The following is a 22,564-nucleotide window of genomic DNA, read 5'->3' as shown; positions in this document are numbered from 1 at the left end:
CTCCTGTTTATTCCATGATTAATTTCATTGCTAAAGCAAACTCATCCCATTCACTTTTCTTTTCTTCAAGGTTCAGCTTGCCTTTTTCAGTGATCTTGTAGTATTTGCGCTTTCTGCCTTCAAGATCATCCCAATAAGATTCAATATGCTCTTTTTTTTCAAGTGCATGTAAAATCGGATACAAAGTGCCCTCTTTAAGTGTAAACGAACCATTTGACATTATTTCAAAATTTTTGATCATCCCATAACCATAGGTTGCTTGACGGTCTAACATCTTAAGGATCATCATCTCTGTTGTGCCTTTTATAAGTTCTTTGTTCATATTTACCTCCATTTTTAGATGGATAATGTTTCAATACCTTGTACATCGATGCCTTGTTATGCTATGCATCGTATATCTATGTATTATGTTAAACGATTATCATACTAAAATCAAGCAGTATTTTTTTATTAATTTATCGTTTTTTTAACTTCCAGAAACCACTTGCAAAAAGACAGTCACAATCTCAGGATCAAATTGTGTACCAGAGCATCTTTTAATTTCCTTAATAGTTTCCTCTTTAGACATGGGGGCTTTATACGGACTACCATTAAGCATAACCTCATAAGCATCTGCAATTGTTGTTATACGCGATAGAAAAGGAATTGATTCTCCCTTTAGATTTTGAGGGTAACCTTTACCATCCCATCTTTCATGGTGAGAAAGTATTTCATGAGCGACATGTGAAAAATCTTCAGTTGCTTGTGCAATTCTATAACCAATTTCAGAATGTTTTTTTATAATCTCCCATTCTTCTAAAGATAAAGCGTTCTCTTTTTTAAGTATTTCTGCAGGGATGTTGATTTTGCCTATATCATGAAGTTTAACCACTAATTCCAGTCTGGCTAAGTCATCTTCAGACAAACCCATGTGTAGCCCCATTTTTTTAGCAATCTCTTGCATATTTTTAGTGTGACTTTCAGGTTCAGAACTTTTTACCTGCATGGTTTTATTAAGTGCATTTAAAATTGCAATTTTTGCACTTCTACCTTCCGTTAACTTTTGTCTGTACATTTTTTCCTCAGCGAGCTTCAAAATATTATCAATTTCTTCATTGTGACTCACTTTACACGCTACACCTATTGCCATTGAAACAGGAACGCCTTCGCACAAAAACCGCGCACTGCTACTTGTAATTTCCTCAGCAATTTTTGTTGCTTCATCATAAGTGGTCCGTGGCATCAAGATGACAAATTCATCACCACCCCAGCGCACAACTAAATCTTCTGCACGACATACCTGCTTAAACACCTCGGCAGCATACATCAAAAAACGATCTCCAACAGCATGACCAAAAGTATCATTTAACAATTTTAAGCCATTGAGATCCGCCATAATTATACTTAAAGGGACTTGTTGTCGAAATTCAAAATTTCTAATTTCCTCTTCATACCAATAACGATTGTATAGTCCCGTTAAATGGTCATGAAAACTAATATATTGAGTCTGTACTTCAGCATTTTTACGCTTTGTAATGTCTTTACAAGTTACTACTGCACCTATCACTTCTCCACTTTCAAAAACTGAATCAGCTTGAATAAGAAGTATCTTTTTATCATCAGGTATTGAGTTGATAATTCGCTCACCATTCCACACACTTCCATGTAGAACCTCTAGGATAATGTCATCAAGTTGATGATAAAGCCCTAATCCAGTATCTTCATCTATCTCCATAATTTTTGAAAATGCATCGTTGAAATTGGTTAGTTTTCCCACTGGACTAAAGATTGCTATAGCGTCGCTCGTGGACTCAAATGCTTTTTCTATTTGTAACAATTCATTCCTTTGGCTGAGAACAAGAGCTTCAAGCTGTTTATTTTGGTTTTTAATTTCCTTTTCCTGCATAAACCTCAAACGCCCCATACGCTCTAGCTGATAATTACCTAAGGCACCAATTACATTTGCCCCTGCAAAAAATGAAGTCACTAAGATCGTATCAAAATTAAGTCTCCCATGGACAATTAAGGAACCGAAAATATAAAAATGAAAGATTATTAGATTGCCAATTACAGCATAACTACTATTTAACTTTAGCAAAAAGTATCCTGAAAAAATAACCATAAACAAACCGCCATAGTAACTAAAGTTACTTGGATAAACAATTAGCATATAAGCGATTCCCATGCCACCTACGACTAAACAAAATGTCAATAACCACTGTGATATGGTAAAAATAATCTGTCGATATGAAAGAGCTAAGAATACAATGAATAATGGAATTACAATCACATATCGAATGATAAAAAATTGCAAACTATAAACATGTGCTGTAAGAAAATCTAAATAACCGAATGCACCATAAAGAAGTGTAAAACAAATAAATAATATGCGCAGTTGAGGCAATGCTTCACGAATTTTCTCGTTAACGTATTGTTTTTCATCTGTATCTGACAATTTATGAGTTGTTTTCTTTGCGTTCTCCTTTGGTTCTTTCATGAAATCATCTCCAATCCATAATGCAAATAGTAGAAATATTTTATAAGAATTTAATTATATAGATATTAATTATAGATTTAGATTGTTTTTATTACTTATTTTTATATACCCAAAACAAAGCAAAAATTCCCAGTTCAAAATAAAAAAAGCCACATACAGTCATGCATGTGGTTTCGTACTTATCAATATTTCAACCTTACTATTTTGGTGCTGGTGTTTTAATCACAATTAGTTCAAGTACTTCTTGATGAAGATTTCTTATATTCATCTTGATATCAATTGGTATGTTTAAGATGCTACCCATTTCATATTCATGAACAAGCTGATCATCAAGTACTATTGATAATCTACCCCTTAAAACGGTCATGTACACATTGGCATTTGAAAAATGTTCTGGAAGTGCTTCACCTTTGTTCAAAATCATGTGGTTGTAATGAATGTGTTCATCCTGAATAATTCTCTCAATAGTCTTCTCATTACCTAATGTCATGTTATAAACTTTTTCAATCATAGTCATCATCCTTTCATGATATGTAATAATTAGATTATAATACATACCTAGAAGTAAAGATGTAACGATTGTTACGAATAAACATTCAATTTTACATAATAAAGTTGTTTCCTGCTTGCAGCTATAGTGAGTTTATATCTCTTCTCAAAATCCATATTTAGTTTTTTATAAATATTTCTTTGTGTTCCCTCGCAAAGGCTTCAAAAGTACGCGGCCTTTTACCTGTTAAAAGGTAAAACTCATCCGTTACAGCTTTTGCTGTCCCCATACGCGTCATAAAATATAGGGCTACAGTGACATTGACATAATTTTTATCCAGCTTTCTATTTTTTAGATAATAATTTCTGTATTTCAAATAACTTGGACGTGCATACGTTATTTTTCGCCCTGTTACTTTTGTAAGTACCTCTGCTACTTGATCATAGGTTAAAGCTTCTGGTCCCGTTATGGTAAAAGTACTATTTTTATGAGCTTTTGCATCATGTAATACCGTAGCAATGGCTAGTCCAATATCTGCAGCATCGATAAAACTCGTTTTGCTTTTACCCGCTGGTACAAAAATCTGATCAAGTTTTACGATCTCGACGCTATGAACACCCGAGATATTTTGCATAAAAAAGCCCGGTCTGATATGTGCAAATGGAATTCCACTTTTTTCGATGTAATTCTCTATTTTGTGATGCGGTGGTATAGGGTTATTCTCAACACCCATTAAAGATAGAAAAGACAAAAGCTTAACTTCATGCTTTTTTACTGCATCTATAAATGGATAGAGATCCTCAGGCTTTCCAAGATGAGGTGGACGCATGAGAAAAACCCGATCTACGCCCTTTAACGCTTCATCAAAAGTCTCAGGCTTAGTAAAGTCAAAATAAACGGGCTCAATCTTATCGCCAAATTTATCTTTAAGTTTGCTCACGTTTGTTCCAGCTGCAACTACATTTTCGTTAAGTGCTATCAGTTCATTTACTACATAACTTCCTACATTGCCCGAAGCGCCAGTTACCAAAATTTTCATCATGATCGCTCCTCACTTAGAATTGCATTTGCTTCACTGATAAGTTCAACAAACGCTTTAAATTTAGCTTCACCCATGCCCTCATATAAAGTTTCTATCACTTCAGTATAAGCTTCAAAGGTTGACTCAACTAAGGTTCTTCCTTCACTGGTGATTTCAAGTGTATAGCTTCTTTTGTCTATGGTTGATGCAGTTCTAATTAGGTAGCCTTTATTCACAAGGGCATTAACCATAGTCGTTACGGCAGGCTTTGTAATTTTAAAAAACTGACTGATCATCAGTGGCGTCACGGCATCCGTTTGTTTCGAAGTATAAATCAACACACCCATCTCACTTGATCGAATGGGCAACTCTTTTTTTGATTTCATGTGTAACCTGCAAAATAGACCAACAGCGTCAGCACTTTGAATTAAATCTATTTTCATGTAAACCTCTCAATATAGTTAATCTAGTTAACTATATTGTATCAGGGAATATTTCCTTGTCAATTATTATTTTGCTTTGACTTCATCCAAATGTTGTGTTATTTTAAAACTACCACTGGTAGTTATTGAGTCATCAACTTACCCAAATGAATATTATTGCGTTTATATAAAGGAGCGACATGCGTAAAAAAAAATTATCCAAAGAAATCATCATCTACACTACAATTGCACTTATCGAAGAAAAGGAGAGCATTCACAATGTGAATTTCAGAGAAATTGCAAGGCGACTCGCTTGCGCACACACAAGTCTTTATAACTTTTTTCCGAGTTTTGAAGCATTGATTCTCGAATCAGGTATGCAAATCATGCTTGATATGCGACAAACCCTCACCTTTGAAACTATGGAACGCGTAAGGACTGGGAATTTTAAGCGCTATACCTTAGCCTATATCCATTGTGTTCTCGAATTCGCCTTAGCCCATCCTGGTTGGTATCGGTTCTTATGGCTTGAACACATTGACATTGATTTTTCTGAACTTTTTCAAAATCACCAAAGACCTGAGATACTACTTCTTCCCTACTATATTTCGGATCTTGATCAACCCATGATTGAATCAGAGGCGGTTATTCGGTTAAAACTTGCACATGGGTTTGTACACGGTGAACTCTGTAAATATCTATCAGGTAAAAGCCAATCCATAGAAGCTAAAGATTTCATCGCATCTACACTTGATCATGTGACATGGTTATTAAACATAAGTGCATAATGTACTAAAATGGAGGTACTTTTTATGAAAAATAGAAAAGCAATTTTATCTCTCGTTGCTTTTATCGTTATTGCATCTACAGTGGTCTCTTTAGCTGGACTCCTAAGCAGTTCGCCAAGTGACTTAACTCATTTTACATCGATTTATGGCGACGAAGTTTCACTTTATGGCAAAGGCATCTATCAAAAAGACTCTATATCGGTTGCAGCACAAGGCCTCGCTTCTGACTTAGTCACACTTGTAATCGCGGTTCCACTTTTGATTGGTTCAGCCTATTTTGCGCTGCGTGGTTCTTTTCGTGGTCAACTTTTTTTAACAGGTACACTTGCCTATTTTCTATACACTTATGTATCTTACACATTTTTGTGGATGTACAACTCACTTTTCCTCATCTATGTGATGCTTATGACAGCGAGTTTTTATGCCTTTGTAATGATGATGCTATCTTTTGATTTGAAAGACATCCCAAATCACTATAGCAAGCAGGTTCCTGTTAGATTTTTAAGCGGCTTTCAATTTTTTATAGCTTTCGCGATAGGCATGTTATGGCTAGGTAAAATCGGGACATCGCTAACAAGTGGCGCTGCACCTGCTGGCCTTGAACACTATACAACGCTTGTGATTCAAGGGATGGATTTAGGTTTTATAGTGCCAACCGCCGTCTTTTCTGGGATTTCCCTATTAAAAAGAAAGCCTCTTGGCTACCTGCTTAGTAGCGTGATCATCATAAAAGCAATCACGATGCTAACAGCAATTTCAGCCATGATTCTAAATTCAATTAGACAGGGCATCTCAGTTAGTCTGGTTGAAGGAGCGTTATTCCCAATATTTAATCTTATTGCGATTTATGCATTTTATCTACTGATGCATCATATAAAGTCGCCTCATATGGACAGTGTTGAGACACGCTGATTCCACATTACAAAAAAATCCTAATCACTTCAAAAAACTTGAATTGATTAGGATTGATTATATTTATTAAAACTTCTGTGCATATCCACATTTCTTACATAGGTCTTCAACAACTTTACGATTGGTGAAACCCGTGTACATCTTTTTAGCCCGATCATAATCCACGATACTCTCAATCGAACTTTCATACACATTGCCTAGAGGTATATTGCCATCGCTATCAAGGCAGCAAGGTATAACCGTGCCATCGACAAGTATCCCTATATGGTCTCTCAGACCATAGCAGAAAACATCGTCTTTTGTATCTAAGCGTTCTATATCAGGCCACTCAAATTTTTGAGCGATGTTCACATAGATGTTATTGCTTAGCCTACCACCTCTATAAGTCGTGCATTTTTCCCTGATTTTAAAATCGAGTTTTAAATGATCTTCTAAATAGGTCATAATTTGGTCATTTTTTGAATTAGCACCTTTGATCATATCGTTGTCCAGATTCCAAAGTCTCAGTGAACTTACAATATTTGTCTTTTCTTGAGCTTCAAGTGCAAACTGTGTGATGCCACGGGTGTAGGTCTCAAGGCAAAGAGAATCAGAATTTGCTTCAAAACTTCCAAGTGAAAAATTCACTTGCTTAACAGCTGGGGCATTTAGAATAATATCCTTTGTATCAGTGATCAGGCCACCATTGGTCGTAATATTTACTTTTAAGCCATGTTTATCACAAAGTGCTAAAAATCCTGCAAGTTGAGGATGTAGCAAAGGCTCACCCATGACATGTAGATAGATTTGATCCGTTATATGCTTTACTTTATTCAGTATAATCTCGAAATTCTCTTCTGTCATAAACTGTGGTGCACGCTTGGTCATCGGACAGAAATCACACTTTAAGTTACAGATGTTTGTAATCTCGATGTATATTTTTTTAAATCTTTTCATTTGCTCATAATCTCCTAATGTATGCACCATTTAGCCAAAACTCATTATATATCTAAGTACAGCTCATACAGATTATACACGAATTGAGCAGAACAACATAGCATAAGATTTGGTTCTAACTAAAGAAAACTCAGCAGATCGAATCCAAGATCATTTGCTAGTGAAAACATCAACATCGCAATCGCCACTACGCTAGCTATGTAAAGTTTTGTTGCCATAAATTTATTTGTAGGGTTTTTTTCAAAATAATTTTTCATGACTCTAAATAAGACAACAGCCTCTATTACTACTAGAATTAAATATACAATCATTTTATAAATTGCAACAGTACTTGCCTTATGTTGCTTCTCCTTATTGTTTAGTATCGAATGTTACATTCACACTTAAAGCTTCTCACCACAATTTTTACAAAACTTCGCATCCTCTTCATTGAGCTCAGAACAATTCCTACATCTTACTTTGATAACTTCTTTCTTTGATCCAATACTCGTCTCTTCAAGTGCATCGTTGAGCATACCACCAGCCATAGAAGACCACGGACTAAGGTCTTCTCTTGCCTTTTCAGGATCAAGTACAAGTCCAGAGCCTGCTACCCCACGCGCAGCCACACTCCTCATAAACCCACCTACACCGATCATGATAATACCGATAAACGGCCCAGCTATAAAAGAGCCCATAGAGCCTGACATCAACATCGTCTCAGGATTCATAACCCCTAAAAAACCAGATAAAAAGAATAGAAAACCAACCACCATAACACCAAGACCAGCATAATAAAGCATTTTGCGTTCTTCAGAAATTTCTTTTTTTGCCATAACACACCTCCTAAAGTTATTTTATCAGAAATAGTATTTAATGTCATACAATTATCAATTAGAAATTATTCCTCTTAGGGTTGAAATAAAAAAATAACCGCTTCTGCGATTATTTTTATAATTATGTGTAGTTATCTAAGCTTTTAAATCAGATGAATTAAACAAACTCCGATAAAATAAAAGAATAGATTGCCAATGACAAATTGATAATTTCTAGTAACATCAATGCTTTTGACATTTTTGTCGGCGACTTAGGAAAAATCATAGCCAAATCGAGTGCATAAACCAAACCATACCCAACAGAGACGATCTTGATCATCATAGCAGCATAACTCAAATCTTTTAAAACGATATAACTCGTCCAAAAAGTTAAAATCCCAAGTGAAACCAAAAAAACATTAAATCCCCAAAACACGACACCTTTTAGTTTGGAAAAATCTCTGTTCTCAATTGGACCTCCAGGGACCAAAATTGCTAGAAGTGTAACATTTAGAAACAAAACTATACTTACAAATATGTGGTTCATCATTTTCTCCTTACTGTTTTTTTATTATTTTAGCAAACTTCAAAAAACAATAATTGTAAAAAATCATCAATCCTTTCTATTGAGGTGGCTAAAGATATAACCTAAGGTTAACTCTTTCTGGTCCTCATTTAGATGCTTTGGGGTTTTATTTGTATACTTACGTGTATCTTTTATAAGGTGCGCTTGATCATAGTAATAATCCAAAGTCTCTTCACCAGCCCACTGAATCTTATTCTGAATTAAAAATCGCTTGATATTGGCAAAAGACTTTGGCATTAATCCTACCTCTTTTTTAAATCGTCTTTCAAGTGTGTTCACACTTACATGAAAATACTGTGCCATCTGAGTTACTTTAAAAGAATCAAGATGTTCATCGATATATTGAACCATTTGAGATATATGCACTTTATCATGTACCCTCTCATCCTTTGTATCTTTTTTAATTAAAACTTCATCCATGGAATGTTCTAAATAGGTCCAAATAAGCTTCATGATTGCATCAAAATTTTCATCAAACTGATTTTCATCGATCTCAATACTACCTAATTTATCATATAGATCATAAAAGTTAGGGCTAACTTCATAAATTTTATGGCTTAGATCATAATCACTGAAAACTTTATTTGCGATGTTTTTCTCACTCCTAAAGATCAACGATGTAATCTCAGATGGTTTCAAAGCAATTCCGATCTGAAAAACAGATTCTCCATATTTAATCTTTACTGCTTGATCCAATACACCTACCCTTACCACTTCAGGCATTTTATATATCTTATTATTTTCCTCTAGAAAATAGTCGTCTTTTAAGTTAAAAACCAAATTAAAGTGGCAAAGTGGTACGACTATATCATTTCTAGCCGAATCAGATAAGTGTTCTTCATAAACAAGCCAAACATAATCTACCCATTCTTTCAAATTATCCTTTGGTTCAAACTTTTTAATCAAATATCTAACTCCCTATCCATAAACCCAGCCGAAGGAATACCAAGCGCTCTTATAAGCCTTGCCCAGTAGTTCACCTGAGCTGCTGTTGTGACTATGACAACTATCTCTTTTTCAGTGAAAGTCGCTTTTATACTTTTCATAAATCCTTCAGAGATTTCCACAGGTGTCTGCGTCATCAAACGCGTATACTGTATCGCCAACTTCTCACGTTCAGACAAAGAGGGAATCATATCTAGATCAAGTACACCGCTAAGTCCTTGTAATTCTTCTTCAGTGATGCCATTTTTTTCAAATTCATTTGCGTTCATATCTATACAAAAAGGACAAGATGTAAGGATAGAAACCTGTACCCTTATGAGCTGCAGAATTTTTGCATCTAGGTCTTTTTGGGGATTACCATGTGCCACTAGTGCTTCCATCACCCCTGAACTGATCGCCGCTTTTGGATACCATGCCAAAAGCCTTGGTGGTAACAAATCCTTTCCCGTTGCACGCTTTGCAAAGAAAAGTCCCAATTTGATGTAAAAAGGTATTTTTTTAGGTGGATCAATATAAGCGTTCATCGCACACCTCCAAAGTAAAATCCATAAAAACTAAACAATCTCTTATATAAAATCAGTGTATCAGATAAGTTGTTTTTTGTCTTAAATTGTCTTGAATAGTCTTGAGTTGGTTTAGATTTCCTTATATCCATCTGCAATTTCTAGCGAGTGATAAACTACCATCACAGCGATAGATGCATGGCGTTTTTCACTTTAGCGACTGTTTCATTGCCGATCTTATTTGCCTTACTTGACCCATCCAGTATAATCTCCTTCACTAAGTTAAGATGCGATTCATAGTATCTACGTTTTTCGCGCATAGGTGTTAGTAGTTCATCGATTGAAGTTATAAGTACATTTTTACAAGCTGAGCACCCTATTTGAGCGCTTCTGCACATCTCGCAGATATTATCATACTGATCCTGTGTAAATATCTTGTGATAAGTCGCAACGACACACTTTTCAGGATTCCCTTTATCGGCGATGCTAATCCTATTTGTATCTGTCACGGCTTTTCTGATCTTTCTTCGAACCTCATCTTCCGTATCAGATAGATAGATAGCATTGCCTAGACTTTTACCCATCTTACTATTGCCATCTAGCCCCATCAGTCTAGGTACATCACTAAGAAGTGCAACAGGTTCCTTTATCCCCATATGCTCATCCATATAAAGCGCATTAAACCGTCTTACAAGTTTACGAGCTTGCTCAAGATGCGGAAGCTGGTCCTCGCCAACAGGCACGAGGTCAGCGCCACAAAAAGTGATGTCAGCAGCTTGACTTACGGGATATCCTAAGAAGCCATAAGTCACATCTTTAAAGCCATATTGAAGCATCTCCGTTTTAATGGTTGGGTTGTGTCTTAAACTGTTCACAGTCGTTAACATCGAATAAAATACTGTCAGTTCAGCAATAGATGGAATCAAAGATTGCTGAACAAACGTCACTTTTTCAGGGTTTAATCCAACTGATAAATTGTCGATGGCAACATCGTAGATACTGGCATTGATCAACTTTGGGTTTTCAAAATGCGTGGTAAGCGCCTGGATATCAGCTAATAATATAAAAGTCTCATACTGATCTTGAAGCTTGACTCTGTTTTGTAAACTCCCTACATAATGTCCAATATGGAGTTTTCCTGTGGTGCGATCACCTGTTAAAATTCTTTTCATCATATCCTCCAAAAAAATAAAAACTCCTGTCCCATAAAGGAACAGAAGTTATCGTCTGATAGCCACCTAAATTAAGTCTTTTCACATACTAACATATGCTCTCATCATAACGGTTAGAGTTTCCGTCAACGCCTACTAAAATTCGGGTTGCCCTCTTAAGCCCATTCAACATCTCTTAAAATACTACATTCGCACCATCAGTAGCTCTCTTTGATTTCTTAAAATGCCTACTTCTCTTAATCATTGGTTTATCAATAAGCAAAGTATAATATATAGACCACGAAGTGTCAATAACCTTAACTTTTCTTCATAAGTGAAACGATTTCTCGCTCAATAATAGGTTTGCTATAATAGAACCCTTGGATGCTATCACATAAGAACTGAGAAAGAATTTGAGATTGCTCTTCAGTTTCTACACCCTCAGCAACGACTTTTAATCCTAGCTCATGCGCAAGTCCAATGACTTGTCTTACTAATTCTCTGTCTTTCTTGGAATCACTCAAATTATTGATAAATGATTTATCGATCTTTAAAGTGTTGATCGCTAACTGTCTTAAATAACTTAAAGACGAGTAACCCGTTCCAAAATCATCAAGTGCAACTTTAATACCATGAAATTTTAACTGATCTATAATATTTTCGTTAGCCATATCGATATCCAGTAATATACTTTCTGTAATTTCAAGTTCTATCTTATCTGGAGCGATACCCGTTTCATCGATAATTGATAGAATTTCCTCTATAAAATCGGATTGTTTCAGTTGTACCACAGAAACATTGACACTGACACTCTCAAAGGAAATGCCCATTTCTTGCCAAGCTTTATAAGTTTTACAAACATTTCTAAATGCCCAGTATCCAAGTTCTACAATTAATCCAGTTTCTTCAGCAATAGGTATAAACACAAGTGGTGAAATCAATTTTCCATTTTGATCTTCTAACCTCATAAGTGCTTCTGCCGATACAAAAGTTTCAGACTTTAAATCAAACTGTGGCTGATAGACCATTCTCACTCTATTTTCATGAATTGCAGTACGCAACAAATCTTCTATTTCAATCTTTCTTGTTGCATTTTCAGACATAACCGACTCATAAAATACATATGACGATCGATTTGTCTTTTTAGCTGCATACATTGCAGTATCAACATTTTGAACTAATCTTTCTACCGTTAATCCATCGTAAGGGTACTTCGTAATACCCATGCTAATGCTTATATAGAAAAATCTACCCTCAATTTCAAAAGGTGTCTCAAATAAGCCATAGATAGATTTTAAAGTTTGATTAATATCTTCTAGTTTTTCTAGTTCAAGTGCTACTAAAGCATACTCATCTGCTGATAAATGGTAGACTTTCACCAAATCTGAAGATAATGACTTTAGGCGCTCAGCAACTAAAATCAACAGTTGATCACCCAAAATATGACCCAAAGAATCATTTATTCTTGCAAAATGGTCTATATCAAACTGAAAAACACTAAATGATTTTGATGTTTGATCCATAATTACTTGTGTAATATCAGTTATAAAAGCCGTCCTATTTGCAAAGCCCGTCAAAGAATTTGTAAACGCAAGTTGATATATTTTTTGACTCATCTCTCTCTCTTTGGTAATGTCAATCAAAGTTCCAGAAACCTTGTAAGGTTTATCTTCTTCGTCATATAACGTTGTGGCAATCACATGAAAAGTTAGTTGTTCTCCCTTATTTGAGAGATAAGTCAGATCAAAAGTAATATTTTCGATTTTCTTTCTCCAGTTGAAGAAAAATTGGTTTTTTAAGCGCTCTTGTTCTTTGGCATCTATCAATTCTTCAAAAGCAACTAATTCAACTTTTGTGTTATACCCATCTCTACCTGTTAATTTATACCAAAGTTCTGAGGCAAAAAACAAACTTAAATTCAGATCCCATTCCCAAATCACAGCACTAGAGCCATCAAGTGCTAACTTATATTTGTTTTGAATCTCAGAAAGTTTAATTTTTTGCGCATATAACTGTTCATAGTTTTGTCTGAGTTCCTCTTCAGTAGCGATGAGTTCTTCATTTTTCGCTTCAACTTCTTCATATGCACCTGTTAACTCGTCTAGCATATGATTGAGGTCTTTAGCTAACTGCCCCACTTCATCATCACTTAAATGCTGAGAACGCACACTTAAATCTCCTGAAATTGTTTGTCGCATTACTTGACTCAAACTCACTATTGGTCCAGTAATGATCTTAGCAAATTTTGCAATTATCAAAGTAGCAATCACTAAAACAAGCAAAGTGATGAGTAACATGATACCAAGTGCACGATAAGCAGAGCTTAAAATTGCGCTCTCATTTTGCTCAATCACTATGCGCCAAGAGGTATTTTCAATTGTATGATAAGCCACATATAGATTTTGCTGCGTCGACTTAAACAATTTGGAATCAGAAATCTCTGGTGTACCTAGAAAATAAGTGGCAATTTCATTTTCGACGTGACGAGTACCAATCAAGTCCTTTGTCGTATGAAAAATTATCATGCCATCTTGATCGATCAAGTAAGCTTTTCCAAAACTAATATTTGTCAAATTTCGTAGCATTTCAGAAGCCTTTACACCATCAATTATGTTAGTCATTACACCAATAACTGTTGTATTCTGAATATCATTATCAGCATAAATAGGTGTTGCTACGAAAAGAACACTTTCACCATCAATTCGATCCACCAATAGGTTACTTATAGTCGTTTTACCACTCATTGCATCGATAAAATACTGTCTATCTGAAAGATCAATCCATAAACTACGAGGTTCACTACTCGCCATTACATATCCCTTAGGCGACAGTATAAAAGCATCACGAAGCGCTGAATTGTTAGCAACCAAATCTTCAAAATAAGCATTTAGCGCTATGTATTCTGTCTTATATGTAGCATCATTATTTGGATTTTCACTAAAATAGTTTATATAAGCATCATTTACCAACTTTGATTTCGCTAGGTATTTCACTTCAACTTCCCTAGTATGAAAAAAATTGGACAAAGCAATGCTTTGAATATCGAGCGTTTGTTCAATTTCATTTTTATTGTCATTTATCAAATTATTTGAAATATATAAATAATAAAAAGAATTCATCAATAATAGAACCATTGCTGTGAACAAAAGCACTACCAAAGAAAGTTTTCGTTTAATCGTCATATATCACCCCATGCAATTATATTTATTGCTAAATAGATACCACAACTTGACTAGGTTTAATCTAAAATTCATGTCTTATAAAAAGTATCGAATTTTCAGCATAAACTATCTTTTATGAAAATGCCTTTGAACTATGTTGACACCTAAGTAAATTCACGATATATTTCAATTAACAGTGATGACTTCATCACTGAAATTTATAAGGAGGTGAGCAATTGAATACCCAAACACTAAAAAAGGAGGCAATTGCCCGTGAGCTACAAAAATGCTGCGGAAATTTTGCCAACTCACCTACTCGAGGAACTGCAAAAGTATACTGAAGGTTCTGTGATTTATGTACCAAAATCCTCCTGTAGAACGGGTTGGGGAAATCAATCTGGTCTAAGAAAAGAACTTGATGCGCGAAATGAAGGAATTATAAAAGACTTTCATTCACTAAGGACGATCGCTGAACTTGCAAAAGACTATCACTTAAGTGAAGCCGCAATCAAAAAAATTGTCTATTCACGTTCTAAAAAAAGTGTTGAGTAGAAAAAACGATTTAAAAAAGTCTTTCTCTAGACCCTAGTTGTCTCATATGAGACAATGTACTTGACCGGTTAATACTTCAAAGAAAGGAGTGTGATTTAGTTGAAAAATAAGAGGTGGTTTAGACGCTAACACGTCTAATGCATGACAAAAGGTGCTTTTGCAAATCTAGAAATAGATAAGCAATTGCACCTTTTTTTATCATTAGTATGTTTTTAAAAAAGCTATAACATTCTTCCCTTAACCTTGCGCATCACTGCTTTTTTATCTGTGTTAAATAGTTTATATATCTCTTTTAGCATAAGCGTATCATTTCTAACATCATGGTGCTTTATTTCGAAATCATCCGTTAATATTTCATAAACCTTTTTCAGACCAGGTCTAAATGCAATCTCGCAGTACTGCATAAATTCATCTTGGAAGTCTACAATGTTAAATTCTAGTTCTCCTGCAATCTCGATACTCGCCTTATAAACAGCTTCAAGATCGACATTTCCCCATACATATAAGATATCTTCTTCGCTTGTGTTATTGATCATGTCTTCGTATAAATCAGAGAATAAAGGTTTTGATACTAAATCATCTTTTGATATTCCCGTGAGGTTTGTGCAATATTCTGACACTTCAAAGTCATCACCATAAGGTCTAACAAGGCTTGTAAGCTCATAACTTTCATCCTCTGCTAGTAGACAAATGGCAATAATCTCATCCTCATAAGCATAGTCTTCATCACACAGAAATTCTAAATCCATAAAATAAACATTCATGTCCACTCCTTTGTACATATATAGAAGCTATTTCAATTTTTCACTTAAATCGTAGAGATCACTTTGTCAATTGATTGACTACTCACCATAATTTCGTCCATATCTTTATCTACACTATCAGTTGTCGCTTTTACCTCTTCTATGATTGCTGTACTTTCTTCAAGTGCTGCACTGATGGTCTCAGTGTTTTCAGTTAATTTAGAGTTAGCATCCATTATTTTATTAACACCACTATCCATACTTAAAACTTTCTCTTTTAAAGTATCTGTTCCTTGGTCTAAAGATGCAATTCTATCAGATATCTTGTCTAATGATTGGCCTGTTTGCTCATTTGTTGTAACTAAACCAGTAAATCCTTCTTGAAGGTGTTCAAAAGAAACTGTGATGCCACCAATTTCAATATCTATTTTATCAGATAATTCATCTGTATCTTCAGCTAACTTACGGATTTCTTGTGCCACTACCGCAAATCCTTTTCCACTTTCACCTGCTCTTGCCGCTTCTATAGACGCATTTAACGCTAGCAAATTGGTTTGGTTTGCCACGGCTTTAACAAGTTGTAATATTCCTTTAATGTCATTTACCTTTTGCGCATTCACCTTTACCTCATCATCAAGTTGATTGATTGTCTGAGTATTATTTATCGCTAATTTAGCAATTTGATCATTTAGAAGCGACAGTTCATGACCAAGTTCTGAGATATGGTTAGAAAAATCATTTACTTCTGTGACTTCTTGCTTAAAAGATTCTATTAAACCTAAAATAAGTTTACTCTGATGCGTAATTGATTCAGTTGCTACCGTTTGATCATAAGACCCTTTTGCAATTTCCTCCATGGCATTTACCAGTGTATTCATAGCACTAGATGAATGTTCAATCTTTCGAAACATATCACCAAGATCATTTTTTACATTTTCTACAGATGCTTGTCTTTTTAGTAGATCAATACGCTCCAGTTCTGCTTTTGTAGATAAAGTTTCTGCAGCTTTTGTGGATCGATCAAGTTCTTTTGAAAATCCATTTGACGCAACTAAAACTGTTGCAAAAGCTTGAATACCAATCACCATAAGCATCGCTTTTTCAGTTGTTATTAGAAGACTGCTTGAAAGTGTCCAAAACACCAATGTCAGTAAGCCTAATAAACCAAAACCTAGCGTGTATTTTCTAGTCGTATTGAGTGCCAATGGTATTAAGAACATAAACAAAGTCAGAAATGAAAGTCGATTTGACTCAACCATAAATATACTAAAAAAAGCAAGTGGTAAATAACCTGAAAGTAAAGTCACTAAGTTAGAGTAACGGCTAAAATGTTTCCTTAAGTACATTGCATTGCCAATTGCAATCAAAGCAAAAAAAGTGATGGTACCAAGTGAAAACATATTTAGATCTCCAGAATATCCGGGTGCTAAAAAGACGCCATATGCGCCAAGTAAAGAAATTGCACCAATTATTGAATATGTAACTGCAATGATCTTCATAATTTGATGATTACGTGCCTTTGAATTTGATATCTCTTCCATTTCATTCTCCGTTTAATTATATTTTTCACACTGAATTAGTTTAGCACTGCCAAGTGGTCTTAGTCAACTGGAACCATTAGACACCAATAATCACCCGCAGTTATCAGTAAATTTTCAAAACTTACATGCTTGTGATATAATTCTCTTAACAAAACATAAACAGGGGAGGTCATTCATGGAGAAAATTCTCAAAAAAGCTAAGAAACAATTAGCTCATTCTGGTGGATTAAATATCGCTATCGGAGCAACTTTGTTAGCTGTTGCTATTCCTTTAGGCGTGTTAAGTATCATCAGTGGTTCAAAGTTAATCAGCATAAGAAAACAACTTTAGTGAAGTATGAACTGCCCCTTGTCAAGTAGACAAGTAATTTATTAAAGTTTATGCAGTAACAAGTGCTTGGTTTCGATATTCCATCGGAGCTAAGCACTTTAGTCTTTTTTGAAATCTTTTTTCATTATAGAAGGTGATGTATGCTTTAATCTTTGCGATCAGATTCTCCATAGATTGAAACTTTTTTCCATAAAACATTTCAGTCTTTAGAACGCCAAAGAAACCTTCCATTGGGCCATTATCAATGCACTTGCCAACTCGCGACATACTTTGAATCATACCAGCATCGTCAAGTTTACTTTTGAAATTATTGTTTGTGTATTGGAAACCTCGATCGCTATGGACAATTGGTTTTGCTTTTGGATTATTTTGTACTGCTCGATCAAACATCTTGAAGACCAAAATATTGTTATTGCTGAATGAAAGCTCATATTCCACAATGCTGTTATCATAAAGATCCATTATCGGACTCAAAAACAGCTTTCGGCTATCGCATGGAATTGAAAATTCAGTTACATCAGTCAACCATTTTTCGTTCGGCTTGTTCGCAGTGAAATCTCGAGACAAAACGTTGTCTTTCACATAATCAGGTTTGACTCTTTTGCGATTCACTTTTTTTCTTCTGATGCGTGCAGTGATTTTCATTTGCTTCATAAGGCGGTGAATATACTTTTCGCAGAAAGTGGTTTGATTTAACCGATTGATAAATAATGTCATGCGCCTGTAACCTAAAATACCATCAAAGGTTGCGTGATATTCATTGATTAAACAGCATAACAAATCATCTTGCGCTTCTTTTTCGGGTGGTATACGGACTTCATACTTATAATAAGCGCTTCTGGAAATATCAAGCTCATCGCAGAGCATTTTTACCGAATAACCTTGCCTTCTATAGTGATCAACAGTAAGGTACTCTGCTTCATTTCTTACTTTCGTGAATGTAATTTTTTCTCGAACTCCTCTTTTTTTTTAAGAAGTTCAAGTCTGAATTCCGCTTGTTTTCTAAGAATGCGTTCACGTTCCAGCTCCAATTTGAGCTTCCCAATATCATCAAGTTCCGACTCGTTTATTTTACTGCTTTCTTTTGGACCCCTTTTTTTGTATTCCAAAGAAGCCTCGTTATGTGTTAGATATTTTTTTACCCACTGGTAAATTGCCGCATACTTAATACCATATTTTTCAGCAGCATCCTTATAATTAAAGTTGTTTTCAATAACCCACTTTACAATTTCAAGTCGTTCTTCATAAGTTGTTTTTCGTGACTTCATGGTATAGACTTCTCCTTTGGGATCATAATCCTTAAGTTCTATACCTTTATTGTACTTTTTAATCCATTGTTTAACCATACTAAGTGAAAGATTATATTTTCCACTTAACTCCAACGCTGAGCATTCTCCAGATATAAACATCTCTACTAGTGACGTTTTGAATGGCTTAGAATATCCTTTATTACTGTGACTTGTATCAAAAGCTGAAGAGCCATGATAGTTATATCTGTAGTACCATTCCCTCACTGTTGTCGTAAACACGCCTATATCTTTAGCAATTGATTCATATGTTCCTTGACCAGTTTGATAGCACTTGCAAGCCTTGACTTTATCCTCTTTACTGACACTACTATTTCTTGACATAAAAAACCTCCAAAATAGATCATCTAATTTTAATTAATTAGTATGTCTACTTTGGAGGCATCATATCAGTACTTCACTAAAGTTGTTTTTTTTAATAAATCAAAAATTCAAGTTCCATCATATCATCCAAGTTATGTTTTTTTATACCATAATTAGATAATGTATATAGGTTAGTGCCAGACCAAATGACTCTGCTTACATTTTTAGATGTATCATACCATTTTAGCATACTATCATCTATTTCAGGCTGCGTTAAGTGTGTGGAAGTACCTCGTAGTACAAAGCCTGATGTTGGACTAATACTATAAACATATGCACCTTGGAACGTAAACTTAATATCATTATCCACTCTACTATATAATGTGACAGGAAGTGCAAACAGGTTTTTGTCTTTCGAAATAAGCAGTGCTTTATGATTATTAAGCACTTCTGACCAACTGTTGCTACTTCCGAGTACAATTTTACTTTTTTCGACTGGTTTTGTGACGTCGGTCACGTCAAACATTGCAATTTTGATCCCACCAAGGATTGGTCCATTTGCTGTATCTATCGTCTCTCTTCCAAATCCAATCACCGTGTTGGCATCATATGGATGAAGATAATCACTAAATCCAGGTATCTTGAGATAACCCAAAACCTCTGGTTTTGATGGCTCTTTAAGATCAATAACGAAGAACGGATCAACTTGTTTGAATGTGACAAGGTATGCACGATCTTCTGCAAATCTAGCAGAATAAATGCGTTCACCTGGTGCTAAACCTTCCAATTTTCCTTTGATCTTCATATCACTTCCTAGTACATATACGTTGTTTTGTGAGGTATCCGACCACGTCTCACCAGAAGTTGTGGCGATGCGATAATCGCCTTTATATGCGTCCATTGAAAATTGATTTAACACATGCCCAGGTACAGAACCTTTTGCACTAAAATTTATAGTGCCATCAACAAGATCAAATTTATAGAGTTCTGTGGTATTTCTAAATGATGGTGCAAAACTCTCCCCCATTGCTCTAACATCATAGTGATAGCGGTCCATAGCAATTATCATTGTATCCAAATTTGCATAGATATTTGTACTATTGCCAAGATAAGCTGCTAGATGTGGTGCATATGTGATGTGATCAAGGTTAAAACCAAGGGTAATCATCATATTACTCTCTACAGTATCTGGAAAATATCTCAATGTATCAAAGTTAATTGTCGAAGCCTTTACAACATCAGAACCGCTAAAAAACAGCTGATCTGTAAATTTAGGTAATATGTTTTCAGCGGTAAGATTATAGTTGTTTAACCATTTGTTCCAAACCATATAGAGTTTACCCCCAGTCAATCTGGAGGTCATATAAGTGCCATCACCTACATATTTTCTAATTAAAACAGGATTTTCTGGTTCACTAACATCATAGAAATAAATATATGTTTGAGGTGCGTATTGTGGCATAGGCATTATATCAAATCCAAAGTCTTCAAACATTGGATAATACATCTGACTACTACCTATAACGATAAGTTTACTATCATACAGATATAATTCAGAAGCATGTGTAAAATCTTCAAATTTTATAGTCGCTATATTCTTCATCTCGTCTGTGGATATGTCTGTGATTTTTAAATCTTGTGCACGCAATTGATAGATTAAGTTGCCGTCAGTCTTGATAATATCTGCTTCATCTACACCCTCTACCTGGACATTTGTTTCGCTATGTTCAGATTCAGCTGCAGGTGCCGACTCTGCTATTAAATCATCTGCTGCATTCCCTTTGTCTTCTAGTATGGGCGCCATGATAAAATCATCAAGAACTGGTGAGATGTAATTTGTATATTTACCTGCATATTCAAGAATCAATTTAAGTTTTTCAATAGAGTCTACAGTTGGTAATGTTTCTGTGTAAACATACGGTTTGAAACCACTTTTTATTAAAATTAATCGCTTCTCAGCATTCCAAGAAACTTCGTTTCCAAATGCTTCTGAGATAAACTTTAGTGGTACCAAAGTTCGTCCATCTACGACTTTAGCAGGTACATCAAGTCGAAAAAGCTCACCATTGATGTTACCATATGCGCCATCAATTTTAACCGATACGTTCATCTCTGAGTTATAAGCTGTCGCTATACGTTGTTCACCGAGCCAATCGATTTTAAGCCCAAGTGCTTCTAAAATCGCTTTAAAAGGAACTAAAGTACGCCCATTTTCAATCTGAGGCACTACATCTAAAACTAATGGCTCACCATCAATTTCAATCTGGATCTCATCAGCAGCAAAGCTTGGGATCCAGCATATTAACGCCAGAAATGTAAAAGTTACTAATTTTTTCAACATCATTACACACTCCTCTACATTTTTAAATAAAATAGACTGCCAACGAATGGCAGTCTGTCAGATTGTGTTGTTTGTCGCCATGGACTTTATATACCCACGGATTAATTCATACCTTCAAGTAAAATCGTAGCGATTACTTCACAGCCTAGATGATATGTTTCTCCATCTCCAATACGTGCTACGATAAAAACTGGATCTCCATAACTAGTAATAAAAACGTCTTCTCCATTTTCAAGCGAAATCGTCATAGTATAACCAGTAATCATCTCAATATATGCGGTGTCCATGATGAAACTTTCATTAAATGCAGTCTCAATTTCTTTCATCTCTTCATCTGTAAATGTTCTTTCAACTACATTGCCTTCAATATCTTTAAGTGTGATGCTCTTAATGCCCTCGATCATTCGCTCCAATTGCATCGCTTTAGCAGTTTCATCATCAAGTTTTGGACTAGTTCCTGCGGCAGGATCTACAGTTGTTTCTTCATCAGTAGTCTCACCAACAAAGGGTACTGGTTGCGTTAGATCTCCATTTACTGTTTCACCTTCATCTCCTTTTGAACACCCTGATAGAAATAAAATACCTACTAAAGCCAATACGCCTAATTTTCCGATTATAAATTTCATATCTATGTCTCCTTTTTTTCTGCTTAAGTTAAATAGTGTCTATAGTATTTAGACGCCATTATCAGAAAAAAGGTTCCCTTAATACCCAAAACAAGGAATTGGTAAATTATTTATAGTAAGCATTCATGATCTCACCATAATAAAGCACATGGTAATCATCATTTTTATACTGCGCTTCAACGATTTGATTACTTAGATGTTCCGATCCCATAGGTTGCTTATAAACAATTTTACATTCAATATGTAGCTCACATTCAGCTATGATTGGGGCATCAACACCTACAGACTGAGAGGCTTCTAAAGTTAGACCACAAGCCTTTATCTTATCAAGGTCACGACCTGATTTTGAGCCACAAAAAGCGAGTTCTTTTTTAAGATCCTTAGTTACAGGAAGGCTCACCGTAAATGAGGTCGCATTATCAATCAGCGTGTGGGTATACCTTGAATATCGGACTGGTACCATCAGAACTGGTCTATTCCACATGTACCCTACCGTTCCCCAACCTATCGTCATGGTGTTTACATATTCACCTTGCTGAACAGTTAAAAATGCCCCTTTAACCAATTGATTCAAAAAGTCCTGTGATAGCTCTTGAAAATTTACATATTTCATAATGATATCCTTTCTAGATTCT

24 protein-coding genes are annotated in these 22,564 nt (G+C 35.2%); 4 read left to right on the top strand and 20 right to left on the bottom strand.

Features of this window, described 5'->3' with window-relative positions:
* Positions 1–7 precede the first annotated feature (7 nt).
* The 5 genes from QE109_RS11425 to QE109_RS11405 all read right to left on the bottom strand — a co-directional run bounded on the left by QE109_RS11425 (position 8) and on the right by QE109_RS11405 (position 4,430).
* Positions 8–322, bottom strand: coding sequence for a PadR family transcriptional regulator (locus QE109_RS11425; protein WP_281094656.1), 315 nt, complete (start codon positions 320–322; stop codon positions 8–10).
* A gap of 144 nt (positions 323–466) precedes the next feature.
* Complete coding sequence (locus QE109_RS11420) at positions 467–2,476, bottom strand: diguanylate cyclase (RefSeq protein WP_281094655.1); 2,010 nt, start codon at positions 2,474–2,476, stop codon at positions 467–469.
* Between the two features lie 199 nt (positions 2,477–2,675).
* Positions 2,676–2,987 (bottom strand): cupin domain-containing protein, encoded by a 312-nt coding sequence (locus QE109_RS11415; RefSeq protein ID WP_281094654.1) that lies wholly within the window; start codon positions 2,985–2,987, stop codon positions 2,676–2,678.
* A gap of 157 nt (positions 2,988–3,144) precedes the next feature.
* Positions 3,145–4,008 (bottom strand): SDR family oxidoreductase, encoded by an 864-nt coding sequence (locus QE109_RS11410; protein WP_281094653.1) that lies wholly within the window; start codon positions 4,006–4,008, stop codon positions 3,145–3,147.
* Positions 4,005–4,430 (bottom strand): MarR family winged helix-turn-helix transcriptional regulator, encoded by a 426-nt coding sequence (locus QE109_RS11405; RefSeq protein WP_281094652.1) that lies wholly within the window; start codon positions 4,428–4,430, stop codon positions 4,005–4,007. Before QE109_RS11405 ends, QE109_RS11410 begins: the two co-directional genes overlap by 4 nt.
* A gap of 179 nt (positions 4,431–4,609) precedes the next feature.
* On the opposite strand from QE109_RS11405, the gene QE109_RS11400 reads away from it, so the two are divergent.
* Complete coding sequence (locus QE109_RS11400) at positions 4,610–5,197, top strand: TetR/AcrR family transcriptional regulator (RefSeq protein WP_281094651.1); 588 nt, start codon at positions 4,610–4,612, stop codon at positions 5,195–5,197.
* A 24-nt stretch (positions 5,198–5,221) separates the two neighbouring features.
* A complete protein-coding gene (locus QE109_RS11395) occupies positions 5,222–6,109 on the top strand; it encodes a hypothetical protein (RefSeq protein WP_281094650.1) in 888 nt (295 codons plus the stop codon).
* Positions 6,110–6,175: 66 nt separating this feature from the next.
* Here QE109_RS11395 and QE109_RS11390 read toward each other — a convergent pair whose 3' ends face one another.
* The 8 genes from QE109_RS11390 to QE109_RS11355 form a co-directional block, all read right to left on the bottom strand.
* A complete protein-coding gene (locus QE109_RS11390; protein ID WP_281094649.1) occupies positions 6,176–7,045 on the bottom strand; it encodes a radical SAM/SPASM domain-containing protein in 870 nt (289 codons plus the stop codon).
* A gap of 119 nt (positions 7,046–7,164) precedes the next feature.
* Positions 7,165–7,356: a hypothetical protein gene (locus QE109_RS11385; RefSeq protein WP_281094648.1), complete on the bottom strand. Its 192-nt coding sequence runs from the start codon at positions 7,354–7,356 to the stop codon at positions 7,165–7,167.
* Positions 7,357–7,428: 72 nt separating this feature from the next.
* A complete protein-coding gene (locus tag QE109_RS11380; RefSeq protein ID WP_281094647.1) occupies positions 7,429–7,860 on the bottom strand; it encodes a zinc ribbon domain-containing protein in 432 nt (143 codons plus the stop codon).
* A gap of 157 nt (positions 7,861–8,017) precedes the next feature.
* On the bottom strand, positions 8,018–8,386 hold the full coding sequence (locus QE109_RS11375) for a hypothetical protein (protein ID WP_281094646.1): 369 nt from the start codon (positions 8,384–8,386) through the stop codon (positions 8,018–8,020).
* A gap of 66 nt (positions 8,387–8,452) precedes the next feature.
* Positions 8,453–9,331: a DUF6597 domain-containing transcriptional factor gene (locus tag QE109_RS11370; protein WP_281094645.1), complete on the bottom strand. Its 879-nt coding sequence runs from the start codon at positions 9,329–9,331 to the stop codon at positions 8,453–8,455.
* Positions 9,328–9,894 (bottom strand): carboxymuconolactone decarboxylase family protein, encoded by a 567-nt coding sequence (locus QE109_RS11365; RefSeq protein ID WP_281094644.1) that lies wholly within the window; start codon positions 9,892–9,894, stop codon positions 9,328–9,330. The genes QE109_RS11370 and QE109_RS11365 overlap by 4 nt, the downstream gene beginning before the upstream one ends.
* 161 nt (positions 9,895–10,055) lie before the next feature.
* Positions 10,056–11,045: a tryptophan--tRNA ligase gene (trpS, locus tag QE109_RS11360; protein WP_281094643.1), complete on the bottom strand. Its 990-nt coding sequence runs from the start codon at positions 11,043–11,045 to the stop codon at positions 10,056–10,058.
* Positions 11,046–11,341: 296 nt separating this feature from the next.
* A complete protein-coding gene (locus QE109_RS11355; RefSeq protein ID WP_281094642.1) occupies positions 11,342–14,206 on the bottom strand; it encodes an EAL domain-containing protein in 2,865 nt (954 codons plus the stop codon).
* A gap of 252 nt (positions 14,207–14,458) precedes the next feature.
* Between QE109_RS11355 and QE109_RS11350 the strand changes: the two genes are divergently transcribed.
* On the top strand, positions 14,459–14,737 hold the full coding sequence (locus QE109_RS11350) for a CD3324 family protein (protein WP_281094641.1): 279 nt from the start codon (positions 14,459–14,461) through the stop codon (positions 14,735–14,737).
* Between the two features lie 221 nt (positions 14,738–14,958).
* Here the strand turns inward: QE109_RS11350 and QE109_RS11345 are convergent, their stop codons facing one another.
* Both QE109_RS11345 and QE109_RS11340 read right to left on the bottom strand, forming a co-directional pair.
* Positions 14,959–15,501: an exonuclease domain-containing protein gene (locus tag QE109_RS11345; RefSeq protein ID WP_281094640.1), complete on the bottom strand. Its 543-nt coding sequence runs from the start codon at positions 15,499–15,501 to the stop codon at positions 14,959–14,961.
* A gap of 44 nt (positions 15,502–15,545) precedes the next feature.
* Entirely contained in the window at positions 15,546–17,021 is a 1,476-nt protein-coding gene (locus QE109_RS11340; RefSeq protein WP_281094639.1) for a methyl-accepting chemotaxis protein, read from the bottom strand.
* 175 nt (positions 17,022–17,196) lie between these two features.
* Between QE109_RS11340 and QE109_RS11335 the strand changes: the two genes are divergently transcribed.
* Positions 17,197–17,352 (top strand): hypothetical protein, encoded by a 156-nt coding sequence (locus QE109_RS11335; protein WP_281094638.1) that lies wholly within the window; start codon positions 17,197–17,199, stop codon positions 17,350–17,352.
* A 48-nt stretch (positions 17,353–17,400) separates the two neighbouring features.
* On the opposite strand, the gene QE109_RS11330 is transcribed toward QE109_RS11335, so the two are convergent.
* From QE109_RS11330 to QE109_RS11310, 5 genes are all read right to left on the bottom strand, one after another.
* Positions 17,401–18,297 (bottom strand): IS3 family transposase, encoded by an 897-nt coding sequence (locus tag QE109_RS11330; RefSeq protein ID WP_281094759.1) that lies wholly within the window; start codon positions 18,295–18,297, stop codon positions 17,401–17,403.
* On the bottom strand, positions 18,279–18,983 hold the full coding sequence (locus QE109_RS11325; RefSeq protein WP_281094637.1) for a transposase: 705 nt from the start codon (positions 18,981–18,983) through the stop codon (positions 18,279–18,281). The genes QE109_RS11330 and QE109_RS11325 overlap by 19 nt, the downstream gene beginning before the upstream one ends.
* A gap of 91 nt (positions 18,984–19,074) precedes the next feature.
* Positions 19,075–21,303, bottom strand: a complete 2,229-nt coding sequence (locus tag QE109_RS11320) for a beta-propeller domain-containing protein (RefSeq protein ID WP_281094636.1) — start codon at positions 21,301–21,303, stop codon at positions 19,075–19,077.
* A gap of 101 nt (positions 21,304–21,404) precedes the next feature.
* A complete protein-coding gene (locus QE109_RS11315; protein WP_281094635.1) occupies positions 21,405–21,929 on the bottom strand; it encodes a hypothetical protein in 525 nt (174 codons plus the stop codon).
* Between the two features lie 106 nt (positions 21,930–22,035).
* A complete protein-coding gene (locus QE109_RS11310) occupies positions 22,036–22,542 on the bottom strand; it encodes a flavin reductase family protein (protein ID WP_281094634.1) in 507 nt (168 codons plus the stop codon).
* Positions 22,543–22,564 lie beyond the last annotated feature (22 nt).

It is taken from the genome of Fusibacter bizertensis (assembly GCF_029914245.1).
GTDB classification, from domain to species: Bacteria; Bacillota; Clostridia; order Peptostreptococcales; family Acidaminobacteraceae; genus Fusibacter_C; species Fusibacter_C bizertensis.
Note: the sequence above shows the minus strand (reverse complement) of the source record. Positions and strands in the feature narration are given on the sequence as shown.